Source organism: Citrobacter sp. GW821-FHT07H02 (genome assembly GCF_059418505.1).
Genome location: NZ_JBWKPZ010000002.1, coordinates 68442 through 89007 on the forward strand (window position 1 = coordinate 68442; position 20566 = coordinate 89007).

19 protein-coding genes are annotated in these 20566 nt (G+C 54.0%); 14 read left to right on the plus strand and 5 right to left on the minus strand.

Going from position 1 to position 20566, the window contains the following annotated elements:
- The first annotated feature begins 24 nt into the window (after positions 1 to 24).
- From ilvB to uhpT, 6 genes are all read left to right on the plus strand, one after another.
- Complete coding sequence (gene ilvB, locus AC07NP_RS03485; RefSeq protein ID WP_494659591.1) at positions 25 to 1713, plus strand: acetolactate synthase large subunit; 1689 nt, start codon at positions 25 to 27, stop codon at positions 1711 to 1713.
- A 3-nt stretch (positions 1714 to 1716) separates the two neighbouring features.
- Complete coding sequence (gene ilvN, locus AC07NP_RS03490) at positions 1717 to 2007, plus strand: acetolactate synthase small subunit (RefSeq protein WP_494659592.1); 291 nt, start codon at positions 1717 to 1719, stop codon at positions 2005 to 2007.
- Positions 2008 to 2273: 266 nt separating this feature from the next.
- The gene (gene uhpA / locus AC07NP_RS03495; RefSeq protein ID WP_203359529.1) at positions 2274 to 2864 is read left to right on the plus strand and encodes a response regulator transcription factor UhpA; all 591 of its coding nucleotides are present in this window, start codon (positions 2274 to 2276) and stop codon (positions 2862 to 2864) included.
- Entirely contained in the window at positions 2864 to 4366 is a 1503-nt protein-coding gene (uhpB, locus tag AC07NP_RS03500) for a signal transduction histidine-protein kinase/phosphatase UhpB (protein WP_494659593.1), read from the plus strand. The genes uhpA and uhpB overlap by 1 nt, the downstream gene beginning before the upstream one ends.
- 9 nt (positions 4367 to 4375) lie before the next feature.
- The gene (locus AC07NP_RS03505; protein ID WP_192614061.1) at positions 4376 to 5704 is read left to right on the plus strand and encodes an MFS transporter; all 1329 of its coding nucleotides are present in this window, start codon (positions 4376 to 4378) and stop codon (positions 5702 to 5704) included.
- Between the two features lie 143 nt (positions 5705 to 5847).
- On the plus strand, positions 5848 to 7239 hold the full coding sequence (gene uhpT / locus AC07NP_RS03510; RefSeq protein ID WP_203359532.1) for a hexose-6-phosphate:phosphate antiporter UhpT: 1392 nt from the start codon (positions 5848 to 5850) through the stop codon (positions 7237 to 7239).
- A 56-nt stretch (positions 7240 to 7295) separates the two neighbouring features.
- Here the strand turns inward: uhpT and adeD are convergent, their stop codons facing one another.
- On the minus strand, positions 7296 to 9059 hold the full coding sequence (gene adeD / locus AC07NP_RS03515) for an adenine deaminase (RefSeq protein WP_494659594.1): 1764 nt from the start codon (positions 9057 to 9059) through the stop codon (positions 7296 to 7298).
- Positions 9060 to 9235: 176 nt separating this feature from the next.
- Between adeD and AC07NP_RS03520 the strand changes: the two genes are divergently transcribed.
- From AC07NP_RS03520 to nepI, 5 genes are all read left to right on the plus strand, one after another.
- Positions 9236 to 10570 carry an NCS2 family permease gene (locus AC07NP_RS03520; protein WP_494659595.1) on the plus strand — a complete coding sequence of 445 codons (1335 nt, stop codon included), beginning with the start codon at positions 9236 to 9238 and terminating at the stop codon, positions 10568 to 10570.
- Positions 10571 to 10622: 52 nt separating this feature from the next.
- Entirely contained in the window at positions 10623 to 11075 is a 453-nt protein-coding gene (locus AC07NP_RS03525; RefSeq protein ID WP_203359535.1) for a DUF1198 domain-containing protein, read from the plus strand.
- A gap of 299 nt (positions 11076 to 11374) precedes the next feature.
- Positions 11375 to 11716, plus strand: coding sequence for a type II toxin-antitoxin system RelE/ParE family toxin (locus AC07NP_RS03530; RefSeq protein WP_494659596.1), 342 nt, complete (start codon positions 11375 to 11377; stop codon positions 11714 to 11716).
- Positions 11717 to 11725: 9 nt separating this feature from the next.
- Complete coding sequence (locus AC07NP_RS03535) at positions 11726 to 12025, plus strand: helix-turn-helix domain-containing protein (RefSeq protein ID WP_494659597.1); 300 nt, start codon at positions 11726 to 11728, stop codon at positions 12023 to 12025.
- A 120-nt stretch (positions 12026 to 12145) separates the two neighbouring features.
- The gene (gene nepI / locus AC07NP_RS03540) at positions 12146 to 13342 is read left to right on the plus strand and encodes a purine ribonucleoside efflux pump NepI (RefSeq protein WP_494659598.1); all 1197 of its coding nucleotides are present in this window, start codon (positions 12146 to 12148) and stop codon (positions 13340 to 13342) included.
- Between the two features lie 33 nt (positions 13343 to 13375).
- Here nepI and AC07NP_RS03545 read toward each other — a convergent pair whose 3' ends face one another.
- Entirely contained in the window at positions 13376 to 14758 is a 1383-nt protein-coding gene (locus AC07NP_RS03545) for a glycoside hydrolase family 1 protein (protein ID WP_494659599.1), read from the minus strand.
- A gap of 128 nt (positions 14759 to 14886) precedes the next feature.
- On the minus strand, positions 14887 to 15180 hold the full coding sequence (locus AC07NP_RS03550) for a YicS family protein (RefSeq protein ID WP_203359540.1): 294 nt from the start codon (positions 15178 to 15180) through the stop codon (positions 14887 to 14889).
- Between the two features lie 128 nt (positions 15181 to 15308).
- On the opposite strand from AC07NP_RS03550, the gene AC07NP_RS03555 reads away from it, so the two are divergent.
- The gene (locus tag AC07NP_RS03555; RefSeq protein ID WP_494659600.1) at positions 15309 to 15725 is read left to right on the plus strand and encodes a GNAT family N-acetyltransferase; all 417 of its coding nucleotides are present in this window, start codon (positions 15309 to 15311) and stop codon (positions 15723 to 15725) included.
- A gap of 165 nt (positions 15726 to 15890) precedes the next feature.
- A complete protein-coding gene (gene nlpA, locus AC07NP_RS03560) occupies positions 15891 to 16709 on the plus strand; it encodes a lipoprotein NlpA (RefSeq protein WP_494659601.1) in 819 nt (272 codons plus the stop codon).
- A gap of 28 nt (positions 16710 to 16737) precedes the next feature.
- Here the strand turns inward: nlpA and AC07NP_RS03565 are convergent, their stop codons facing one another.
- Positions 16738 to 17640 carry a carboxylate/amino acid/amine transporter gene (locus tag AC07NP_RS03565; protein WP_203359543.1) on the minus strand — a complete coding sequence of 301 codons (903 nt, stop codon included), beginning with the start codon at positions 17638 to 17640 and terminating at the stop codon, positions 16738 to 16740.
- 175 nt (positions 17641 to 17815) lie between these two features.
- Between AC07NP_RS03565 and AC07NP_RS03570 the strand changes: the two genes are divergently transcribed.
- Positions 17816 to 18724 carry a LysR family transcriptional regulator gene (locus AC07NP_RS03570; RefSeq protein WP_494659602.1) on the plus strand — a complete coding sequence of 303 codons (909 nt, stop codon included), beginning with the start codon at positions 17816 to 17818 and terminating at the stop codon, positions 18722 to 18724.
- Positions 18725 to 18804: 80 nt separating this feature from the next.
- Here AC07NP_RS03570 and AC07NP_RS03575 read toward each other — a convergent pair whose 3' ends face one another.
- Positions 18805 to 20511 (minus strand): SulP family inorganic anion transporter, encoded by a 1707-nt coding sequence (locus AC07NP_RS03575; protein ID WP_494659603.1) that lies wholly within the window; start codon positions 20509 to 20511, stop codon positions 18805 to 18807.
- Between the last annotated feature and the right edge of the window lie 55 nt (positions 20512 to 20566).

A 20566-nucleotide genomic window follows, 5' to 3' on the forward strand; every position in this document is an offset into this window, starting at 1 on the left:
GGCCCAGAATAAAAGGACTGGAGCATGGCAAGTTCGGGCACAACATCCACACGTAAGCGCTTTACGGGCGCAGAATTGATCGTTCATTTACTGGAACGCCAGGGCATCACCGTGGTGACCGGGATCCCGGGCGGTTCGATTCTCCCCGTCTACGACGCCTTAAGCCAAAGCACGCAAATCCGTCATATCCTGGCACGCCACGAACAAGGCGCGGGGTTTATTGCGCAGGGTATGGCGCGAACTGATGGAAAACCCGCTGTTTGTATGGCCTGTAGCGGACCGGGGGCGACGAACCTGGTCACCGCCATCGCCGATGCGCGTCTCGACTCCATTCCATTGGTGTGTATTACCGGTCAGGTACCGGCCTCCATGATTGGCACCGACGCCTTCCAGGAAGTGGACACCTACGGCATTTCTATCCCCATCACCAAACATAACTATCTGGTCAGAGATATTCACGAATTGCCGCAGGTGATGAGTGATGCTTTTCGCATTGCCCAGTCGGGACGCCCGGGGCCGGTGTGGATAGACATTCCTAAGGATGTTCAGACCGCCACGATCGAGCTGGAAGAACTGCCGCCTGCGGCAGAGAAATCACCCTCGCCGGAATTCAGTGCTGAAAGTATCCGAGACGCCGCCGCGATGATTAATGCGGCAAAGCGCCCGGTGCTGTATCTCGGCGGCGGTGTCATCAATGCACCTGCCCGTGTGCGCGAACTGGCGGAAAAAGCGCAGTTACCGACCACCATGACCTTAATGGCGCTGGGTATGTTGCCAAAAGCGCACCCGCTGTCGTTAGGCATGCTGGGTATGCATGGCGCACGCAGCACCAACTTTATCCTGCAAGAGGCGGATTTGCTGATTGTTCTGGGCGCGCGTTTTGATGACCGGGCGATTGGTAAAACGGAGCAGTTCTGCCCGAACGCCAAAATTATTCATGTCGATATCGACCGCGCGGAGCTGGGGAAAATCAAGCAGGCGCACGTGGCGATTCAGGCCGATGTGGATGATGTTCTGGCCCAGTTGATCCCATTCATTGACGTGCAACCGCGTGAAGAGTGGCACCAGACGGTGGCGGACTTGCAGCGCGAGTTTCCGGGGGCGATCCCGCAAGAGAGCGATCCCCTCAGCCATTATGGATTGATTAATGCCGTGGCGGCCTGTGTGGACGACAGCGCGATTGTCACCACCGATGTGGGGCAGCATCAGATGTGGACGGCGCAGGCGTATCCGCTCAACCGTCCTCGCCAGTGGCTGACCTCCGGTGGCCTGGGCACCATGGGCTTTGGTCTGCCGGCGGCGATTGGCGCCGCGCTGGCGAACCCTGACCGTAAGGTATTATGTTTCTCTGGCGATGGCAGCCTGATGATGAATATTCAGGAGATGGCGACCGCCAGCGAAAACCAGCTGGATGTGAAAATCATTCTGATGAACAACGAAGCGCTGGGGCTGGTCCATCAGCAGCAGAGTCTGTTTTACAAGCAAGGTGTCTTTGCCGCCACCTATCCTGGGATGATCAACTTTATGCAGATTGCCGCCGGATTTGGTCTGGAAACCTGTGATTTGAATAACGAGGCTGACCCGCAAGCGGCGTTGCAGGCGATTATTTCCCGCCCGGGACCGGCGCTGATTCATGTGCGCATTGATGCGGAACAAAAAGTGTATCCGATGGTGCCGCCTGGCGCGGCAAATACAGAGATGGTGGGGGAATAAACCATGCAGAAACAGTCACATGAAAACGTCATTCTGGAACTCACCGTGCGTAACCATCCGGGGGTAATGACCCATGTCTGCGGCCTGTTCGCCCGTCGCGCCTTTAACGTGGAGGGCATCCTCTGTTTGCCGATCCAGAACAGCGACCAAAGCCGTATCTGGCTACTGGTTAATGACGATCAACGTCTTGAACAGATGATTAGCCAGATAGATAAACTGGAGGATGTCGTGAAAGTCATTCGTAACCAGTCAGATCCGACCATGTTTACTAAGATTGCCGTCTTTTTCGAATAACAGCTCAAGGCTTGAACAGCAACGCGCGGGTACACAAAATCATTCAAGCTGCATCAAGGCGGCAAGTCTGAGACAAATTCGTAGGAACGAATTTGAACAGCCGGAGGCTGCCTTCGGTGTGGGACATGGATGTCCCACATTAATCCCCAGGAGCTTACTCAAGTAAGTGGCTGGGGTGAGCAGATGTAGCCAACGCAGAGGCAGCTTGAAGGATGAAGTGTATGTCGTTAAGGTAAGTGCGTTTTATTACCCGCCAGGACAGAACCATGATCACCGTTGCCCTTATTGACGATCACCTGATCGTCCGCTCCGGCTTTGCACAGTTGCTGGGGCTGGAGCCTGATTTGCAGGTTGTAGCCGAGTTCGGATCGGGACGAGAGGCGCTGGCGGGACTGCCGGGGCGCGGCGTGCAGGTCTGTATTTGCGACATTTCCATGCCGGATATCTCCGGGCTGGAGTTGTTAAGCCAACTGCCAAAAGGGATGGCGACCATCATGCTCTCTGTTCATGACAGTCCGGCGCTGGTGGAGCAGGCGTTGAATGCAGGCGCCCGTGGTTTCCTCTCCAAACGCTGTAGCCCTGATGAACTGATTTCTGCGGTCCATACGGTGGCGACAGGCGGTTGTTATTTGACGCCGGATATCGCGGTAAAGCTGGCGGCAGGGCGTCAGGATCCGCTGACCAAACGCGAACGTCAGGTGGCGGAAAAACTGGCGCAGGGTATGGCGGTCAAAGAGATTGCCGCTGAACTGGGGCTGTCGCCGAAAACAGTACACGTGCATCGCGCCAATCTGATGGAAAAACTGGGCGTCAGCAATGACGTTGAACTGGCTCGCCGTATGTTTGATGGCTGGTGATGAGCACCTTTTTCTCCCGGTTAATTACCGTTATCGCCTGTTTTTTTATCTTCTCCGCCGCGTGGTTTTGCCTGTGGAGCATCAGCCTGCATCTGGTTGAGCGCCCGGAAATGGCGGTGCTGTTGTTTCCATTTGGTCTGCGTCTGGGGTTAATGCTGCAGTGCCCGCGCGGCTACTGGCCGGTGTTGCTGGGTGCAGAATGGCTACTGATTTACTGGCTGGCGCAGGAAGTGGCGCTCGCGCATCTTCCCCTTTTGATGATCGGAAGCGTGCTGACGCTGCTTCCGGTGGCGTTAATCTCCCGCTATCGCCATCAACGCGACTGGCGCACGTTGCTTTTGCAAAGCGCGGCGCTTACGGCTGCGGCATTGTTACAGTCTTTACCGTGGATGGGGCAAGGCGAAGCGGCCTTTACCGCACTGCTGTTGACCCTCACCGGCGGACTGACGCTGGCCCCCATTTGCCTGGTGTTCTGGCATTACCTCACCAGCACCACCTGGCTGCCGCTCGGCCCGGCGCTGGTTTCGCAGCCGGTCAACTGGCGCGGTCGCCATCTGGTCTGGTATCTGCTGTTGTTCACCGTCAGTCTGTGGCTACAGCTTGGGTTGCCGGACGAACTTTCCCGTTTTACGCCCTTTTGTCTGGCGCTGCCGATTATCGCGCTGGCCTGGCACTACGGCTGGCAGGGGGCGCTGATCGCGACCCTGATGAACGCCATCGCGTTGATTGCCAGCCAGACCTGGCACGATCACCCGGTGGATTTATTACTCTCATTGCTGGCGCAGAGCCTGACCGGGTTGCTACTCGGCGCGGGGATCCAACGCCTGCGCGAGCTTAATCAGTCGCTGCAAAACGAACTGGCGCGTAATCACCGCCTGGCGGAACGTCTGCTGGAAACCGAAGAGAGCGTACGCCGCGACGTGGCGCGCGAGCTGCATGACGATATCGGTCAGACCATCACCGCGATCCGCACCCAGGCCGGTATTGTGCAACGGCTGGCTCCGGAAAATGCGGGCGTGAAGCAGAGCGGAGCGCATATCGAACAATTATCGTTGGGCGTGTATGACGCGGTGCGTCGTCTGTTAGGGCGCTTACGCCCCCGCCAGCTGGACGATCTGACGCTGGAGCAGGCCATCCGTTCGCTGATGCGTGAAATAGAGCTGGAAAGCCGCGGCATCGTCAGCCATCTCGACTGGACAATCGACGAATCAATGCTCAGTGAAGGCCAGCGGGTGACCCTGTTTCGGGTGTGCCAGGAGGGGCTGAACAACATTGTGAAGCATGCCAGTGCCAGTGCGGTGACACTCCAGGGCTGGCAGCAGGACGACCGCCTGATGCTGGTGATTGAGGACGACGGTTGTGGGCTGCCGCCAGGCTCTGGTCAGCTGGGTTTTGGTCTGACCGGAATGCGTGAACGAGTGACGGCACTGGGGGGAATGCTGGCGATTTCCTGCACCCACGGCACGCGCGTGAGCGTCTCATTGCCCCTGCGCTATGTGTAAGGAGAGGGAATGCTGACGTTTCTGAAAGCCCCGGTGAATGCGCCGCTAATTAACGATAAACACGAAATCGACGCCCGTTACCGCTACTGGCGGCGGCATATTCTGACCACCATCTGGCTCGGTTATGCGTTGTTCTACTTCACCCGTAAAAGTTTTAACGCCGCGGTGCCGGAAATCCTCGCCAGCGGCGTATTGACCCGCAGCGACATTGGTCTGCTGGCCACGCTGTTTTACATCACTTACGGGCTGTCGAAATTTGTCTCCGGTATCGTCAGCGACCGCTCCAACGCCCGCTATTTTATGGGGATGGGGCTTATCGCCACCGGGGTGGTGAACATTCTGTTCGGCTTCTCCACCTCGCTGTGGGCGTTTGCCCTGCTGTGGGCGCTGAATGCCTTCTTCCAGGGCTGGGGCTCGCCGGTGTGCGCCCGTTTGCTGACGGCGTGGTACTCGCGTACTGAACGCGGCGGGTGGTGGGCGTTGTGGAACACCGCGCACAACGTTGGCGGCGCGCTTATTCCTATTGTGATGGCTGCCGCCGCCCTGCATTACGGCTGGCGTGCCGGGATGATGATTGCCGGGCTACTGGCGATTGCGGTGGGCATTTTCCTCTGCTGGCGACTGCGCGACAGACCGCAGGCCATCGGTTTACCGCCAGTGGGCGACTGGCGGCACGACGCGCTGGAAATCGCCCAGCAGCAGGAGGGAGCGGGGCTGACCCGCAAAGAGATCCTCACCAAATATGTCTTGCTGAACCCTTACATCTGGCTACTCTCGCTCTGTTATGTGCTGGTGTACGTCGTGCGCGCGGCGATCAACGACTGGGGTAACCTGTACATGTCGGAGACGCTGGGGGTTGATCTGGTGACCGCCAACACGGCTGTCACCATGTTCGAACTGGGCGGGTTTATTGGCGCACTGGTGGCGGGCTGGGGCTCGGATAAACTGTTCAATGGCAACCGTGGGCCAATGAACCTGATTTTCGCTGCGGGGATTTTGCTTTCCGTTGGCTCGCTGTGGCTAATGCCGTTTGCCAGTTACGTGATGCAGGCCGCCTGCTTCTTCACCACCGGTTTCTTCGTCTTTGGCCCGCAGATGCTGATCGGTATGGCGGCGGCCGAGTGTTCGCACAAAGAGGCGGCGGGGGCGGCTACCGGATTTGTCGGATTGTTTGCCTATCTTGGCGCATCGCTCTCCGGCTGGCCGCTGGCGCAGGTGATGGAAACCTGGCACTGGACCGGGTTTTTTGTGGTGATCGCCATTGCCGCCGGGATATCCGCGCTTCTGCTGTTGCCGTTTTTGAATGCCCAGGCGCCGCGCGAGGTCAATGAAGCGTGACGCACCTCACCTTTTTGCGCCGAGTCGGGCAAAACTAAGAAATTTTCCCGGTTCCGCCTGGACGCTGTCTCAGGCCGGGTTGGCTGCTGATTTTTACAATGACTGCCATAAAGCAGGTATAAAAATCAGGAGATATCCCACCCATGCTGGCCTTCCTAAACCAGGTGCGTAAACCGACCCTCGATCTGCCGCTCGATGTACGGCGCAAAATGTGGTTCAAACCGTTCATGCAGTCCTATCTGGTGGTCTTCATCGGCTACCTGACCATGTATCTGATCCGCAAAAACTTCAACATTGCGCAGAACGACATGATCTCCACCTACGGGTTGAGCATGACGCAACTGGGGATGATTGGGCTGGGTTTTTCGATCACCTACGGGGTGGGAAAAACGCTGGTCTCCTATTACGCTGACGGCAAAAACACCAAGCAATTCCTGCCGTTTATGCTGATCCTCTCCGCTATCTGTATGCTCGGCTTCAGCGCCAGCATGGGTACCGGCTCTACCAGCCTGTTCCTGATGATCGCGTTTTATGCCCTGAGCGGTTTCTTCCAGAGTACCGGCGGTTCGTGCAGCTATTCCACCATCACCAAATGGACGCCGCGCCGTAAGCGTGGCTCTTATCTTGGCATGTGGAACATTTCCCATAACCTTGGCGGCGCGGGCGCTGCGGGCGTAGCGCTGTTCGGCGCGAACGTCCTGTTCGACGGTCATGTGATCGGCATGTTTATCTTCCCGTCGATTATTGCGCTGATTGTGGGCTTTATCGGCCTGCGCTATGGCAGCGACTCCCCGGAATCTTACGGCCTCGGTAAAGCGGAAGAGCTGTTCGGTGAAGAGATCAGCGAAGAAGACAAAGAGACTGAAGAAAATGAGATGACCAAATGGCAGATCTTTGTTGAGTATGTGCTGAAAAACAAAGTGATCTGGCTGCTGTGCTTCTCCAACATCTTCCTGTACGTGGTGCGCATCGGTATCGATCAGTGGTCCACCGTGTATGCCTTCCAGGAGCTGAAACTCTCCAAAGAGGTGGCGATTCAGGGCTTTACCCTGTTTGAAGTGGGCGCGCTGGTGGGTACGCTGCTGTGGGGTTGGCTGTCTGACCTGGCGAACGGTCGTCGTGCGCTGGTGGCCTGCGTTGCGCTGGCGCTGATCATTGCCACGCTGGGCGTCTACCAGCATGCCAGCAACCAGTACGTTTATCTGGCTTCCCTGTTTGCCCTTGGTTTCCTGGTGTTTGGCCCGCAGTTGTTAATCGGCGTCGCGGCGGTTGGTTTTGTACCGAAAAAAGCGATCGGCGCCGCCGATGGTATCAAAGGCACCTTTGCTTATCTGATTGGCGACAGCTTCGCCAAACTGGGACTGGGGATGATTGCTGATGGCACGCCGGTCTTCGGCCTGACTGGCTGGGCGGGCACCTTCGCTGCGCTGGATACGGCCGCCATCGGCTGTATCTGCCTGATGGCCATCGTGGCTGTATTTGAAGAACGCAAAATCCGCCGTGAGAAGAAAATCCGAGAATTGAAAGTAGCTTAAGTGTGTATTTGGTAACGCTTTGCCCGGCTTAATGCCGGGCTTTTTTATGCCTGAAGTCAGTCAGTCTCCAGGGATGTAAATGCAAATTTTTCGCCGTCAAAAAGCCCCTGGCTGGTGAGTTTTAATGCGGGGATGACCGGTAAAGAGAGAAACGCCATCTGGATAAACGGTTCGTCGGGCAGCGAACCGCACTCGCGACCCGCCGCCTTGAGCGCATCAATCTGCTCCGCCAGCGATTGTGCGGTGTCGGTGCTCATCAAACCGGCAATCGGTAGCGCTAAATGGCTCTGTACGTGCCCGCGACGAACTACACATAACCCGCCGCCATCGGCGATCGCCTGATTCACCGCGAGGGCCATCTCTTCGGCGCTGCGACCAACCACCACAATATTATGGCTGTCATGGCTAACGGTTGCCGCCAGAGCGCCTTCACGCAAACCAAATCCACCCAGCAAACCACAGGCAACGGGGAGCTGGCGCCCGTAGCGCTCAAGGACGGCGATGTAGCAGATATCATCGCGATCGAAGCCATCCGGGGTACACAGACAGGTGCTGGCGTGAGTAATTAATTCGTTAGGGATAGCATCAATGACCCGATAGCGTTTTCCGGGCGTGAAATGCAGCGGAAAATCGGCAGCGGATACCGGTTGCCGCGCAATGGTGTTGCCATAGGGAGGCGCGCTTCGCGCCAGTCTTGCGGGTTCTTCTGCTTTCAGTGCATCGGCGTTGATGGGCTCTCCTTTGACAAAGACCTGCTGTACCGTTACGTGACGGGCATCGCTAAGCAGAACGATATCCGCCTGTTTACCGGGAGCCAGCAGCCCAAGATGGTGCAGGCCAAAATGCCGCGCGGCTGACCAACTGGCGACGCGGTAAGCAACGTGAAGCGGTACGTTATGTTGTAAAATCAGCCGCCGAATAAGCGCGTCGATATGTCCCTCATGAGCAATTTCCCACGGGTTACGGTCATCAGTGCAAAGCATGCATTGCGGGCTGTTCATCTCATTGACAAGCGGTGCCAGCGCGTTGAGATTACGGGCTGCGGAACCTTCACGGATCATGAGTGCCATTCCGAGTTGCAGTTTGCGGCGACCCTCCTCCAGACGATAGCTCTCGTGGCAATTCTCGATCCCGGCGGCAATGTAGGCGTTAAGCGCTTTGCCGCTAAGTCCTGGGCAGTGACCGTCCAGCGTCAGGTGGCGAAAGGCATCCAGTTTATCGAGAAGCGTATTCTGTCCGGCAATGACGCCAGGATAGTCCATCACTTCCGCCAGCCCGGTTACCAGCGGATGATCGCGCCAGGCGAGCATTTGCTCGAGGGTAAAAGAGGCGCCGTTCACATCACATCCCGCCAGTGCCGGAACGCAGGAACTGACCTGAAGGTACTGATTTTGCTTTGCCTGTTCTGCACAGCGGACAAACCAGGCAAATCCGGTTTCACCCATCACGTTGACGATTTCGTGCGGATCGCAGATGACCGTAGTGAGTCCGCGCGGCAGCGTCGCCGATTCAAAGGTCACGGGCGTCATCATGCTGGATTCAATATGCAGGTGTGAATCGATAAAACCAGGCACTGCCGTTGCGCCGTGGGCATCCACGCGATGTAATGCCGGGGCGTCGATATATTCCGGGCCGATGCCCGCGATATGCTGTCCTTTAATAACAATCGGCCCTGCCAGTTCTCCGCCGTTGATGAGGTCGAGAAGAATGACATTATCAATAATATAATCGGCGACGGCTTCGCCACGAGAAACCGCCAACAATTCCTGTTGTTCCTGGCGGCTAATGTAATGAAACTTATAGCTAATAAAAGTATTCATATTTTTCTCATTTTGATTTTATCAATTTGATTGTTATTTATCATTAAGAAACACCAAATGATTATTTAAAGTTTATCGGCTTACGCACAATTGCAATGTGATAATTATCACTGAATTAAGTATGGGATATGTTTAAAAAAGAGACAGGTTAATATTCTCGCTAATGGATGAAAAAAATGAATAATGAGATCAGTGATGACATAAGAGAGGATTCAGGTAGCCTTTCGCGATTCTTTAAAATTCACCAGCACGGTACAACTGTACGTACTGAAATGATCGCCGGTATGACGACATTTTTAACGATGGTGTACATTGTTTTCGTTAACCCTCAGATATTGGGGGCCGCACAGATGGACCCCAAAGTGGTGTTTGTCACGACCTGTCTGATTGCCGGTATCGGCAGTATTGCGATGGGGTTGATTGCCAATCTGCCCGTCGCGCTGGCGCCCGCAATGGGGCTGAATGCGTTTTTCGCGTTTGTGGTCGTCGGGGCAATGGGCGTGAGTTGGCAAACCGGTATGGGCGCAATATTTTGGGGAGCCGTGGGACTGTTTTTGCTCACGCTCTTTCGCATTCGCTACTGGATGATTTCTAACATTCCTGTCAGTTTACGTATTGGTATCACCAGCGGCATCGGTTTATTTATCGCAATGATGGGGTTAAAAAACGCAGGTGTCATCGTTGCAAATAAAGACACGCTGGTGGCGATCGGTAACTTAAGCTCACATACAGTATTACTGGGTATTTTAGGCTTCTTTATTATTACCATTCTGTCATCCCGGAATTTTCATGCCGCCGTGCTGGTATCAATCGTGGTGACATCGTGCTGTGGGTTATTTTTCGGTGATGTGCATTTTAATGGCGTATATTCTGTTCCGCCCAATATCAGCGCTGTGATGGGCGAGGTAGATTTGAGCGGTGCATTATCGCTTAATTTGGCCGGTATCATTTTTTCCTTCATGCTAATCAATTTATTTGACTCATCAGGGACGTTAATTGGTGTAACGGATAAAGCAGGGTTAATCGATCAAGACGGTAAATTTCCTAACATGAATAAGGCGCTGTATGTCGACAGCCTGAGTTCGGTCGCTGGGGCGTTTATCGGCACCTCTTCCGTTACCGCCTATATAGAAAGTACCTCAGGCGTGGCGGTGGGTGGACGTACGGGCCTGACGGCGGTGGTGGTGGGGGTATTATTCCTGTTGGTGATGTTCTTTTCACCGCTGGTGGGGATGGTTCCCGCCTATGCGACGGCAGGGGCGCTTATTTTTGTTGGCGTTCTGATGACCTCGAGCCTGTCTCGCGTGAACTGGGACGACTTTACCGAATCGGTTCCTGCGTTTATCACGACGGTGATGATGCCGTTTACCTTTTCCATCACCGAGGGGATTGCGCTGGGTTTCATGTCGTACTGCATTATGAAAGTGTTTACCGGGCGCTGGCGTGAGCTAAACCTCTGTGTCATTGCCGTGGCGGTGCTTTTTGCGTTGAAAATCATTCTGGTGGATTAGTATTCACAGACGGTTTCCAGATATCATGAGTGCTGATAAAGCAGGAGAACTCATGGTCTGGATAATGCTGGCCACACTGGCGGTGGTGTTTGTTATCGGTTTTCGGGTGCTCACTTCCGGGTCCCGACGGGCGATTCGCCGTCTGAGCGAGCGTCTTGGTATTGATGTGGTGCCGGTGGAATCGATGATCGATCAAATGGGCAAAACGCAAGGCGAGGCGTTTTTACAGTATCTGCACCGCCCCGATGAATCGCATTTACAAAATGCCGCACAGGTGCTGCTGATCTGGCAGAACGTAATTGTAGACGGCAGCGATCAGAGCCTGCAACAGTGGCATCGTTTACTGCAAAAAGCCCGGTTGTCGGCGCCGATTACCGACGCGCAGGTGCGCCTTGCGCTGGGTTTTCTGCGCGAAATGGAGCCCGATATGCAGGAGATTAACGCCTTTCAGATGCGCTACAACGCGTTTTTTCAGCCCGAAGATGGCGTTCACTGGCTGCACTGATATCAATATTCGTGATGATGATTATCCTGGATCGTCATTATATTTATACCCCACCTCCCGCGCATGATGCCCCTCGTTAACGCTTACGACGAGGTTCATCATGTACCAGGCTATTCACCAAAACGCAATGACCTGGCCCGCACGGTACCGAATCCGATGATTAACGGACATCAGGAGAGGATCTCCGGCTGCGTATGATGCCGGACTGGCAAGCGTGTAACTAGTGTGACGAGACAGAGTGATTTTATAGCTAATAGGCTATAATTTATCTATAGCTTATTGGCTATGAGGGATCGCTTATGTGGGATGTTGAAACAACGGACGTTTTCGACAGGTGGTTTGACGAACAAACTGAAGCACTCAAGGAGGACATGCTCGCCGCTATGATTATTTTGTCCGAATATGGTCCCCAATTGGGAAGACCGTTTGCGGATACGGTGAACGACTCCGCTTTTTCGAACATGAAAGAGTTACGCCTTCAGCATCAAGGTAGCCCAATTCGGGCGTTCTTCGCGTTTGATCCTTCTCGTCATGGCATCGTGTTGTGCGCTGGAGATAAAACGGGGTTAAACGAGAAGAAATTCTATAAGGATATGATTAAGTTTGCAGATGCTGAGTACAGAAAACATCTTAATAAGTAAGGAAAAATTATGGCTACCCTCAAAGAGTTGATGGCTAAACAAACCCCGGAAAGTCAGGCGCGTATTGCTGAAAAAGTCGAGGAGATGTACCAGGCTATTGCGTTAAATATGTTAAGAGAAGAACTTAACCTGTCTCAGGCAGAACTGGCCGCGGCAATGGGCGTTAAGCAACCAACCATTGCAAAAATGGAACAGGCCGAAAATGATCCCCGCCTCTCAACGTTAAAACGTTACGTAGCAGCGCTGGGTGGCGAGTTAAGTATTGATGTTAAGTTGCCTACAGGTAAGAGAGTGGCGTTCCATATTTAATGCACCTGGATGACGTATTCTTTCGGTGTAAGGCGTTTTAGTTGCTAAAACGTTAAGTTCGTCACATTTAAAATGTTACACTGCGTAACTTTTCTACAAGAAATCGACGCAGGTAACAAAATGAGTGAATGTATAGCTGAAAAATCCCGCGCTGGAGAAATGGCCCGACCTAACTGGTCTGCGGTATTTGCTGTGGCGTTCTGCGTCGCCTGTCTGATCACCGTGGAATTTCTGCCTGTCAGCCTGCTGACGCCCATGGCGCAGGATCTGGGGATCTCTGAAGGCGTTGCCGGTCAGTCGGTGACAGTAACCGCGTTTGTCGCTATGTTTGCCAGCCTGTTCGTTACCCAAATTATCCAGGCGACCGACCGTCGCTATGTGGTGCTCTTGTTTGCCATTCTGCTGACGATTTCATGCCTGCTGGTTTCGTTTGCCAACTCCTTCACATTACTGCTGATGGGTCGTGCTTGCCTCGGACTGGCGCTTGGCGGGTTCTGGGCGATGTCTGCGTCGCTCACTATGCGCCTGGTTCCGGCGCGTACGGTACCGAAAGCGCTGTCGGTGATTTTCGGCGCGGTCTCTATTGCGCTGGTGATCGCTGCGCCGTTGGGCAGTTTTTTAGGCGGTATTATTGGCTGGCGTAACGTCTTTAATGCGGCGGCGGTGATGGGGGTGCTGTGTATTCTCTGGGTGCTGAAAGCGTTGCCTTCTCTGCCTGGTGAACCGTCTCACCAAAAGCAAAACATGCTTAGCCTGCTGCAACGTCCTGGGGTGATGGCCGGAATGATTGCCATCTTCATGTCGTTTGCTGGCCAGTTCGCGTTCTTTACCTACATTCGCCCGCTGTATATGAATCTGGCGGGCTTTGACGTTGATGGTCTGACGCTGGTGCTGTTGAGTTTTGGTATTGCCAGCTTTGTCGGCACCTCGATCTCTTCCGTTATCCTCAAACGCTCGGTCAAACTGGCGCTGGCGGGCGCACCGCTGGTGCTGGCCGTGAGCGCGTTGGTGCTGACATTATGGGGAAGCGACAAAGGGGTGGCCGCAGGGATCGCCATTATCTGGGGGCTGGCGTTTGCGCTGGTGCCGGTCGGGTGGTCAACGTGGATCACGCGCACGCTTGCCGATCAGGCGGAAAAAGCCGGATCTATTCAGGTCGCGGTGATCCAACTGGCGAACACGTGTGGCGCAGCGGCAGGCGGCTACGCACTCGACAACCTGGGGTTGCTGTCACCGTTGGTGCTGTCAGGCGGATTGATGCTGCTGACGGCGCTTTTGGTCGCCTCGAAAGTGCGCATAAAAAGCGCCCATCCGTAAGCGGGAAGGGTGACCCGAAGGTCACCCTTTGACTTAATTAAAGCCGTTATTTTCAGCCGTTGCGGCAAACCATTTGCCGCTCTGTTTAATGGTGCGTTGTTGAGTCTCTAAATCTAACTGCACAAAACCGTAGCGGTTTTTATAGCCGTTCAACCATGACCAGTTATCAATAAAGGTCCACATGTGGTAGCCAAGGCAATTGCAGCCTTCGCTAATCCCTTTGTGCAGCCACTTCAGATGTTCACTGACAAATTCAATGCGGTAATGGTCGTTAATGTGGCCATCCTCGATAAAGCGCTGCTCGTTCTCGACTCCCATGCCGTTTTCAGAAATAAAGCAACGCGGGTTGCCGTAATGATCGCGCAGGTTAGTAATAATATCGTAAATACCCGGCTCATAAATTTCCCAGCCGCGGTAAGGATTCATTTTACGCCCCGGCATTTCGTAGTAATCAAATAATCCTTCCGGCATAAAGGGGGCGTCAGGATGGACGGCAGAATCCCGGCACTTCACACGGCGTGGCTGGTAGTAATTGATCCCCAGCAGATCAATCTTACCGTCGGCAATCAGTTCTTTGTCACCAGGCTGACACGCGGGGAGCTGATCGTACTCTTTCAACAATGCGATCAAGTCGGCGGGATATTCCCCTTTTAGTACCGGATCAAGGAAGCTGCGGTTAAACAGCAGATCCGCATGATGTGCGGCTTTAACATCTGCCGGATGTGCCGAGCGCGGGTAAGAGGGCGTTAAGTTCAGCACCACGCCAATTTCACCGTCGTGGCTTCCGGCACGGTAAGCGCGAACCGCTAAAGAGTGCGCCAGCACCGTATGATACGCCACGGTAGCTGCGCGTTTGAAATCCACCACGTTGGGGTAATGGAAGTCATACAAATAGCCCCCCTCGACCGGAACAATCGGTTCGTTGAAGGTAAACCAGTGCTTAACCCGGTTGCCGAACAGATCGAAACAGAGTTGCGCATAGCGACCAAAAGCCGCCACTACGTCTCGGTTTTCCCACCCGCCTTTCTCCTGCATCACCATCGGCATATCGAAGTGGAACAGTGTAATAAACGGCGTGATCCCCTGCGCCAGTAACTCGTCGATCACCTGATTGTAGAACTCAACGGCTTCAGGATTGACCTCGCCGGTGCCGTCGGGGATCAGACGCGACCAGCTCAGCGACGTACGGAAACTGTTATGTTTCAGCTGCTTTAGCAGTGCGATGTCCTGTTTCCAGTGCTGGTAAAAGCCAGAGGTATTCTCCGGACCAATCCCTTGATGGAAACGACCTGGCTGGCTGGCGAACCACGCATCCCATGTGGTCTGGCTTTTGCCGCCGTTCAGGCTGTCGCCTTCGGTTTGCAGCGCCGAGCAGGCACTGCCCCACCAAAAGTTTTCAGGAAAACGGTATCGCATTGTTTTTTCTCCTTGGTCAGCAACAAATGTCTGTTCCAAAGAGAATAGGCGAATTTAGAAAAAAGAAACCGGTTACAGCGCCCGTTTTCAAGGTAGAACGGGCGAAATAAACGATGCAATACCGTGTGTTACATATCAGGGCATTCAACCTTGCCCAGCGCTTCCCAGTAGTTGTTCTGGTTATTTCGCTCGATGGCGATAATCGCTTCACGGATATGCTGCTGATTGACTTCACCAGACATAATGCTTTTTTCCCATGCCGCATCCGACATTGAGGCCTGCGGTGTGCAGATTTTGCGTAAGTCGTTCAGCACTGTCGTCTTTTCATTCGCCGTCTGGAGCCCGCCGTAAGCCGAGTTGGCCTGCGCAATTCCCGGCAATACGAGCAGGGCGGTCACGAGCGGTAACATGATTCGTTTCATAGTCATCATCCTTTTATCAATGCGCATCATCACTAGAGTAAGTGTAGACAGTTCAGTGCTCTCTCATCAGCCTGTGCTACCTTCAATAATGCGTTCAACCATAAGTTGTAGTTTTTCAGAGGGATAAAATGCAGATACAGATTACCGATACGGTGACCGAAGAGGACCAGAATGCGCTCTTTAAGGGGCTGCGAGCCTATAACGCACAGTTTATTAAAACCACGAATTTCGGCGATCTTGCGGTCTACTGGCGGGATTCGCACGGTGAGATGCAGGGGGGATTAATTGCGAAAATCAAGGGCGACTGGCTGAGCATTGAGTATGTGTGGGTGAGTGAATCCTTACGTAAAGCGGGTTATGGCAGCAAACTAGTGCAGGCGGCGGAGCAAACTGCGCAGGCGCGGGGTTGCCTGCATGCACTGGTGGATACCTTCAGCTTCCAGGCGCTGCCGTTTTACCAGAAACACGGCTATACACAGCAAATGACGCTGCCGGACTTTCCGGAAAAAGGCATTTCCCGCCACTATTTGTCGAAAACATTTTGATGACCGGATGGCGGAGCCAGCAGAAAACCAGGACTTCTGCCATCCGGTATTTTCCCGTTATGCCTTTTTCTTCTTGCTGATGCTTTTTCGATTTTTAATCCGCCACGCCTCTCCCGTTATAGTCATTTCATTACCCTCTGGCGGTTATTTTAAAAGGATAAAAACGTGAAATTGACGATACCTCATGTCTGGACAGGCACGGCAGTATTGCTGGCGGGATTACTGCTGGCAGGCTGCGATCAACAAAGCAGCGACACAAAACACATCAAAGTGGGCGTGATTAACGGCGCTGAGCAGGATGTGGCGGAAGTCGCCAAAAAAGTGGCAAAAGAGAAATACGGCCTGGACGTCGAACTGGTCGGCTTTAGCGGCTCGTTGCTACCCAACGACGCCACCAACCATGGTGAACTGGATGCTAACGTCTTCCAGCATCGCCCATTCCTCGAGCAGGATAATAAGGCGCACAACTACAAACTGGTGACGGTGGGCAATACGTTTGTCTTCCCGATGGCGGGCTACTCGAAGAAAATTAAAACCGTAGATCAACTGAAAGAGGGGGCAACGGTGGCGATCCCCAACGACCCAACCAACCTCGGTCGCGCGCTGTTACTGCTGCAAAAAGAAAAGCTGATCACGTTGAAAGCGGGGAAAGGGCTACTGCCAACGGCGCTGGATATCACCGACAATCCGCGTCACCTGAACATTATGGAACTGGAAGGCGCACAGTTACCGCGTGTCCTGGACGATGCAAAAGTCGATGTGGCGATTATCAGCACCACTTATATTCAGCAGACCGGGCTGTCTCCGGTGCATGACAGCGTGTTCATTGAAGATAAAAACTCGCCGTATGTGAACATTCTGGTGGCGCGGGAAGACAATAAAGACGCCGAAAACGTGAAAGAATTTCTTCAATCCTATCAGTCGCCTGAAGTCGCTAAAGCGGCAGAGAAAATCTTTAACGGCGGCGCGGTGCCGGGCTGGTGATGCTCACCCGTTGCCGCGCCGGTGGACATCAGACCCCTCTGGCGCGGCGGCGGGAGTCCATTGAAATCAGCACTACTGAGGAGAGGATCAGCAGCGTACCCAGCCAGTCCGGCAGGGTGAACGTGATCCCCAGCAACAGCAGTGAGAGCAATGCGCTGCTCAATGGCTCTGCGCAGCTCAGAATACTGGCCCTCGGCCCGCCAATCATCTGCGCGCCTTTCAGGTACAGGCTGAACGTCAGCGACGTGCCGATCACCACCAGATAGAAAAACGCCAGAATCAGACTGCCATTCACCACGAAGTGGGTGCCCTCTCCAGCGTAAAACGGCAACAGGATCACCCCGCCGATTAACATACTCCAGCCGACAATCGGTAACGTGCCGTATCGCGCAATCAGCGTAGAGGGGTAGGTCGTATAAAACGCGGCGGCAAAGGCCGAGGCTATTCCCCAGAACAGCGCGGAAGGTGAAATTGTCAGCGACGTTGGGTTGCCGTGAGTCACCAGTAAAAAGGTGCCAATCAGCGAGGTGAGAATGGCGGTCAGCACCAGAATGCCGGGCCGTGCTTTACGCACCAGCGCGAACCACGCCACGATAATCGTCGGTGACAAAAATTGCAGCACCGTGGCGGTGGCGGCGTTGGATTTCTCGATAGTGAGCAGGAAGGTCAGCTGTACGGTGAGCGCGCCTGCGATGGAGAAGATCAGCAGGCTCAGGGCGTCTTTGCGATTCCTGAGGATGGAAAACACCTTATCGCCATGCACAAAGGAGAGCATGAGGAGAATCAGTCCGGCGAATATCAGACGCGTCATCGTTAGAAACTGCGACGACATCTGGCTTTGCTCCATGATGTACTGCGCGCATACCCCTGAACTGCCCCACAATACGGCGGCGATCAGGACGTTCATCATCCCTCTTCTGGTGGAACTCATTATTTCCTCTGCGTGTTGTTTTGTCTTTTTTATGTGCAGGCATCATAGCAGAGATAATGTGCAAGTCGTCACCGGTAACCGCGTGGATATCCTGTCTAAATAATTCGATGGCAAACCGACGGCAGAACGGGAAAAATAGCCTGATGGCGATCGGACTTATACTCGGGGAGTGCACATGTTCCGCCTTGAAGATCTCACGTTGTTTGTCCGCGCTGCGGCGTTAAACAGTTTTAGTGACGCCGCACGAGAAGCCGGCGTACCGCCTGCTCAGGTCAGTTCGGCTATCAAACGGCTGGAATCCATATTAAACATTCGCTTGTTCGCCCGCTCGACCCGCAGCCTGCGCCTGACGCCGGAAGGTGAAATCTGGCTACCCTACGCCCGCCAGATGCTGGAGGCGATGTACGCGGGGTTGCAAAAGATCCAGACGCCGGACGATGAGATTTCCGGGATGCTGCAAATTGCCGTGCCGTCCGACCTCGGGCGAAACCTGCTGTTGCCTGTTTTTCAGTCCTTCCGCCGTCGCCATCCCGCGCTACGGTTGCGGATATTTTTCTCCGATCAGATTGCCGATGTGTTCAAAGATCCGGTTGATGTCGCGTTTCGTTATGGGCATACCGAAGACGCCTCGTATATCGCGCTGCCTGTTGCCCCCGGCAATCGCCGCGTGCTGGTGGCCTCGCCAGACTGGATTGCGCAACATGGCGAACCGCACAGCCCGGAGGATTTGGCGCAGCGCAATGCGTTGACGTTCGTGCTGCGTGGGCGTCTTCACGACCGTTGGACGTTCATCCGCAACGGCGAAGTCAGTAGCGTGCAGGTGAATGGCGTCATGATGAGCGATGATGCCGAAGTCATCCGGCGGCTGGCGATTGCAGGAGAAGGGATTGCGTACAAGTCCTGGCTGGACGTCTGTGACGATGTGCGAGACGGAAAGTTGCAGGTGCTGATGCCGGAATATCAGGGCGAGAGCGCGCCATTAAACATGATCTGCCCGCACCGCAAACAGCTCTCCGCCGCCGTGCGTTTGCTGCATGAAGCGGTAAAAGCGCGCTGTGACGCGCTGGAGCCGTTACTTCCCTGAACCCGAACCCGACGCGAAATGTCGACCGTACCAAAAGTGTTCAGGTATGCGCTTTTGGTACAGTCTGTGAACGCCGCCGGTTACGCGTCCTGATCCATACTGTCTTTACTTTGAATTAGCCTGAGCGCCAGATAAAGGTCGGGAGCAAAGATAATATTACTCTCGTCCATCATCGGTCGGTGTTCAGTAAACCAGCGTGTTAACTCCGTTTTTCGGCCTGCCAGCACTAACATGATGTTGCGGGTCTGGAGTTCATTGATTAATTCATCAATGGTGGCTAATACGCTGATATCCGGATGGGTAAAGCACGCAACGGCGTCAATCACCACCCATTTGGGATCAAACGTGGCGCCATCAACCAGATTCAGTATCCGCCGTTTAAAATAGGCCGCATTAAAATAGGTCAGAGGTGAATTAAAGCGATACATCATGACACCAGGGACCATTTTGATATCGTTGGTATTACCTAAGGAATGGATCATCCCATTTTCATCTGTCCCGAGCAGTTGCTCAGTCGGACGAAATACGGTGCGCAAAAATTGCAGCAACCCCAGTAATACGGCAAGCCCGATTCCCTGAATAACGCCAATCAATAACACACAGACAAACGTAAAGCAGGCCAGACGGAAGGCTGGTTTATTTCGTTTTCTCAGCCCCCACAGCCCACGTAAATCGATCAACGACCATGAGGCAAAAATTAAAACGACGCCGAGGGCGGAGACCGGGATGTATTTTAAGGGGTCAGTGAAGAACAAGACGATAACCGCAATCACCAGCGCGGCGATAATAGACACCAGCTGGCTTTTACCGCCGTTGGCGTCATTTACTGCGGTGCGGGAGTCTGCGCCGCTAATAGCAAATCCCTGCGATAAACCGGACATGATGTTCGCAATGCCGAGGGCTCTGAATTCAACGTCGGCGTTAATCCCATAGCCGTTTTTGGCCGCAAAGCTGCGCGCTGTCAGCATCAGGCTGACAAAACTGACTAACGCCAGGTTGAGCGCCGGGATCACTAAATCACGCATTAAACCGGGCTGGAATGTTCCCCAGTGGACAACGGGCAGACCTGACTGAAAATTATCGCCGCCGATGGTGGCAACACCAAGCTGTTGTGCCGGGGTACACCACATCAGTAGTGTCATCAATATGATGGCAATTAAAGGGGCTGGCCACTGGCTGCGGAACTTCTTGACAGTAATGAGGATGGCGAACGTTAGCAGTGAAATCGCGGCGGTTAATAAATGGCTGTCCGGGATCCGACCCGGTAAGGCGATAATTTTCTCAATCACCTGCTCCTGGTTGAGCGTAATTCCCAGCACTTTTCCCAGTTGCCCCACGATAATGGTGATGGCAACACCGTTAAGTAAACCGGTCAGGATCGGGTGTGAAAGCAGGTCGGCAATGGCGCCAAGACGAAACTGGCTGGCAAGAATACACCACACGCCCATCATCAGTGTCATGACGATCGTTAGCTGCCAGTGAAGTTCAGGGTTTCCGGCGGCCAGAGGAATAACGACGGCCGCGATAACAGCGCAGGTGGTGGCATCGGGGCCCACAATCAGCTGTCGGGAAGAACCAAACAGCGCATAGGCAATCATCGGTAAAATGCAGGAATACAGCCCGACGACAGCCCCCACACCGGCCAGCTCGGCATACGCAATGGCAACAGGAAGCGCCACCGCCGCGACGGATAATCCAGCTCTAATATCCTGTTTTAGCCAGCTTTTTTCGTAATCTAATAAATTCTTTAAGCCTGGCATGTAATTTAAAAGAATATATTTGAGCATAGTATTCTCCGGAGCGGGTTAACTGCTCGACTGCATTTAGCGGACATATCATGCA

What these genes read in the sequence shown, in the direction of transcription:
- ilvB (WP_494659591.1), top strand. Translation starts at nt 25, where the DNA reads ATGGCAAGTTCGGGCACAACATCCACACGTAAGCGCTTTACGGGCGCA.
- ilvN (WP_494659592.1), top strand. Translation starts at nt 1,717, where the DNA reads ATGCAGAAACAGTCACATGAAAACGTCATTCTGGAACTCACCGTGCGT.
- uhpA (WP_203359529.1), top strand. Translation starts at nt 2,274, where the DNA reads ATGATCACCGTTGCCCTTATTGACGATCACCTGATCGTCCGCTCCGGC.
- uhpB (WP_494659593.1), top strand. Translation starts at nt 2,864, where the DNA reads ATGAGCACCTTTTTCTCCCGGTTAATTACCGTTATCGCCTGTTTTTTT.
- AC07NP_RS03505 (WP_192614061.1), top strand. Translation starts at nt 4,376, where the DNA reads ATGCTGACGTTTCTGAAAGCCCCGGTGAATGCGCCGCTAATTAACGAT.
- uhpT (WP_203359532.1), top strand. Translation starts at nt 5,848, where the DNA reads ATGCTGGCCTTCCTAAACCAGGTGCGTAAACCGACCCTCGATCTGCCG.
- adeD (WP_494659594.1), bottom strand. Translation starts at nt 9,059, where the DNA reads ATGAATACTTTTATTAGCTATAAGTTTCATTACATTAGCCGCCAGGAA.
- AC07NP_RS03520 (WP_494659595.1), top strand. Translation starts at nt 9,236, where the DNA reads ATGAATAATGAGATCAGTGATGACATAAGAGAGGATTCAGGTAGCCTT.
- AC07NP_RS03525 (WP_203359535.1), top strand. Translation starts at nt 10,623, where the DNA reads ATGGTCTGGATAATGCTGGCCACACTGGCGGTGGTGTTTGTTATCGGT.
- AC07NP_RS03530 (WP_494659596.1), top strand. Translation starts at nt 11,375, where the DNA reads ATGTGGGATGTTGAAACAACGGACGTTTTCGACAGGTGGTTTGACGAA.
- AC07NP_RS03535 (WP_494659597.1), top strand. Translation starts at nt 11,726, where the DNA reads ATGGCTACCCTCAAAGAGTTGATGGCTAAACAAACCCCGGAAAGTCAG.
- nepI (WP_494659598.1), top strand. Translation starts at nt 12,146, where the DNA reads ATGAGTGAATGTATAGCTGAAAAATCCCGCGCTGGAGAAATGGCCCGA.
- AC07NP_RS03545 (WP_494659599.1), bottom strand. Translation starts at nt 14,758, where the DNA reads ATGCGATACCGTTTTCCTGAAAACTTTTGGTGGGGCAGTGCCTGCTCG.
- AC07NP_RS03550 (WP_203359540.1), bottom strand. Translation starts at nt 15,180, where the DNA reads ATGAAACGAATCATGTTACCGCTCGTGACCGCCCTGCTCGTATTGCCG.
- AC07NP_RS03555 (WP_494659600.1), top strand. Translation starts at nt 15,309, where the DNA reads ATGCAGATACAGATTACCGATACGGTGACCGAAGAGGACCAGAATGCG.
- AC07NP_RS03565 (WP_203359543.1), bottom strand. Translation starts at nt 17,640, where the DNA reads ATGAGTTCCACCAGAAGAGGGATGATGAACGTCCTGATCGCCGCCGTA.
- AC07NP_RS03570 (WP_494659602.1), top strand. Translation starts at nt 17,816, where the DNA reads ATGTTCCGCCTTGAAGATCTCACGTTGTTTGTCCGCGCTGCGGCGTTA.
- AC07NP_RS03575 (WP_494659603.1), bottom strand. Translation starts at nt 20,511, where the DNA reads ATGCTCAAATATATTCTTTTAAATTACATGCCAGGCTTAAAGAATTTA.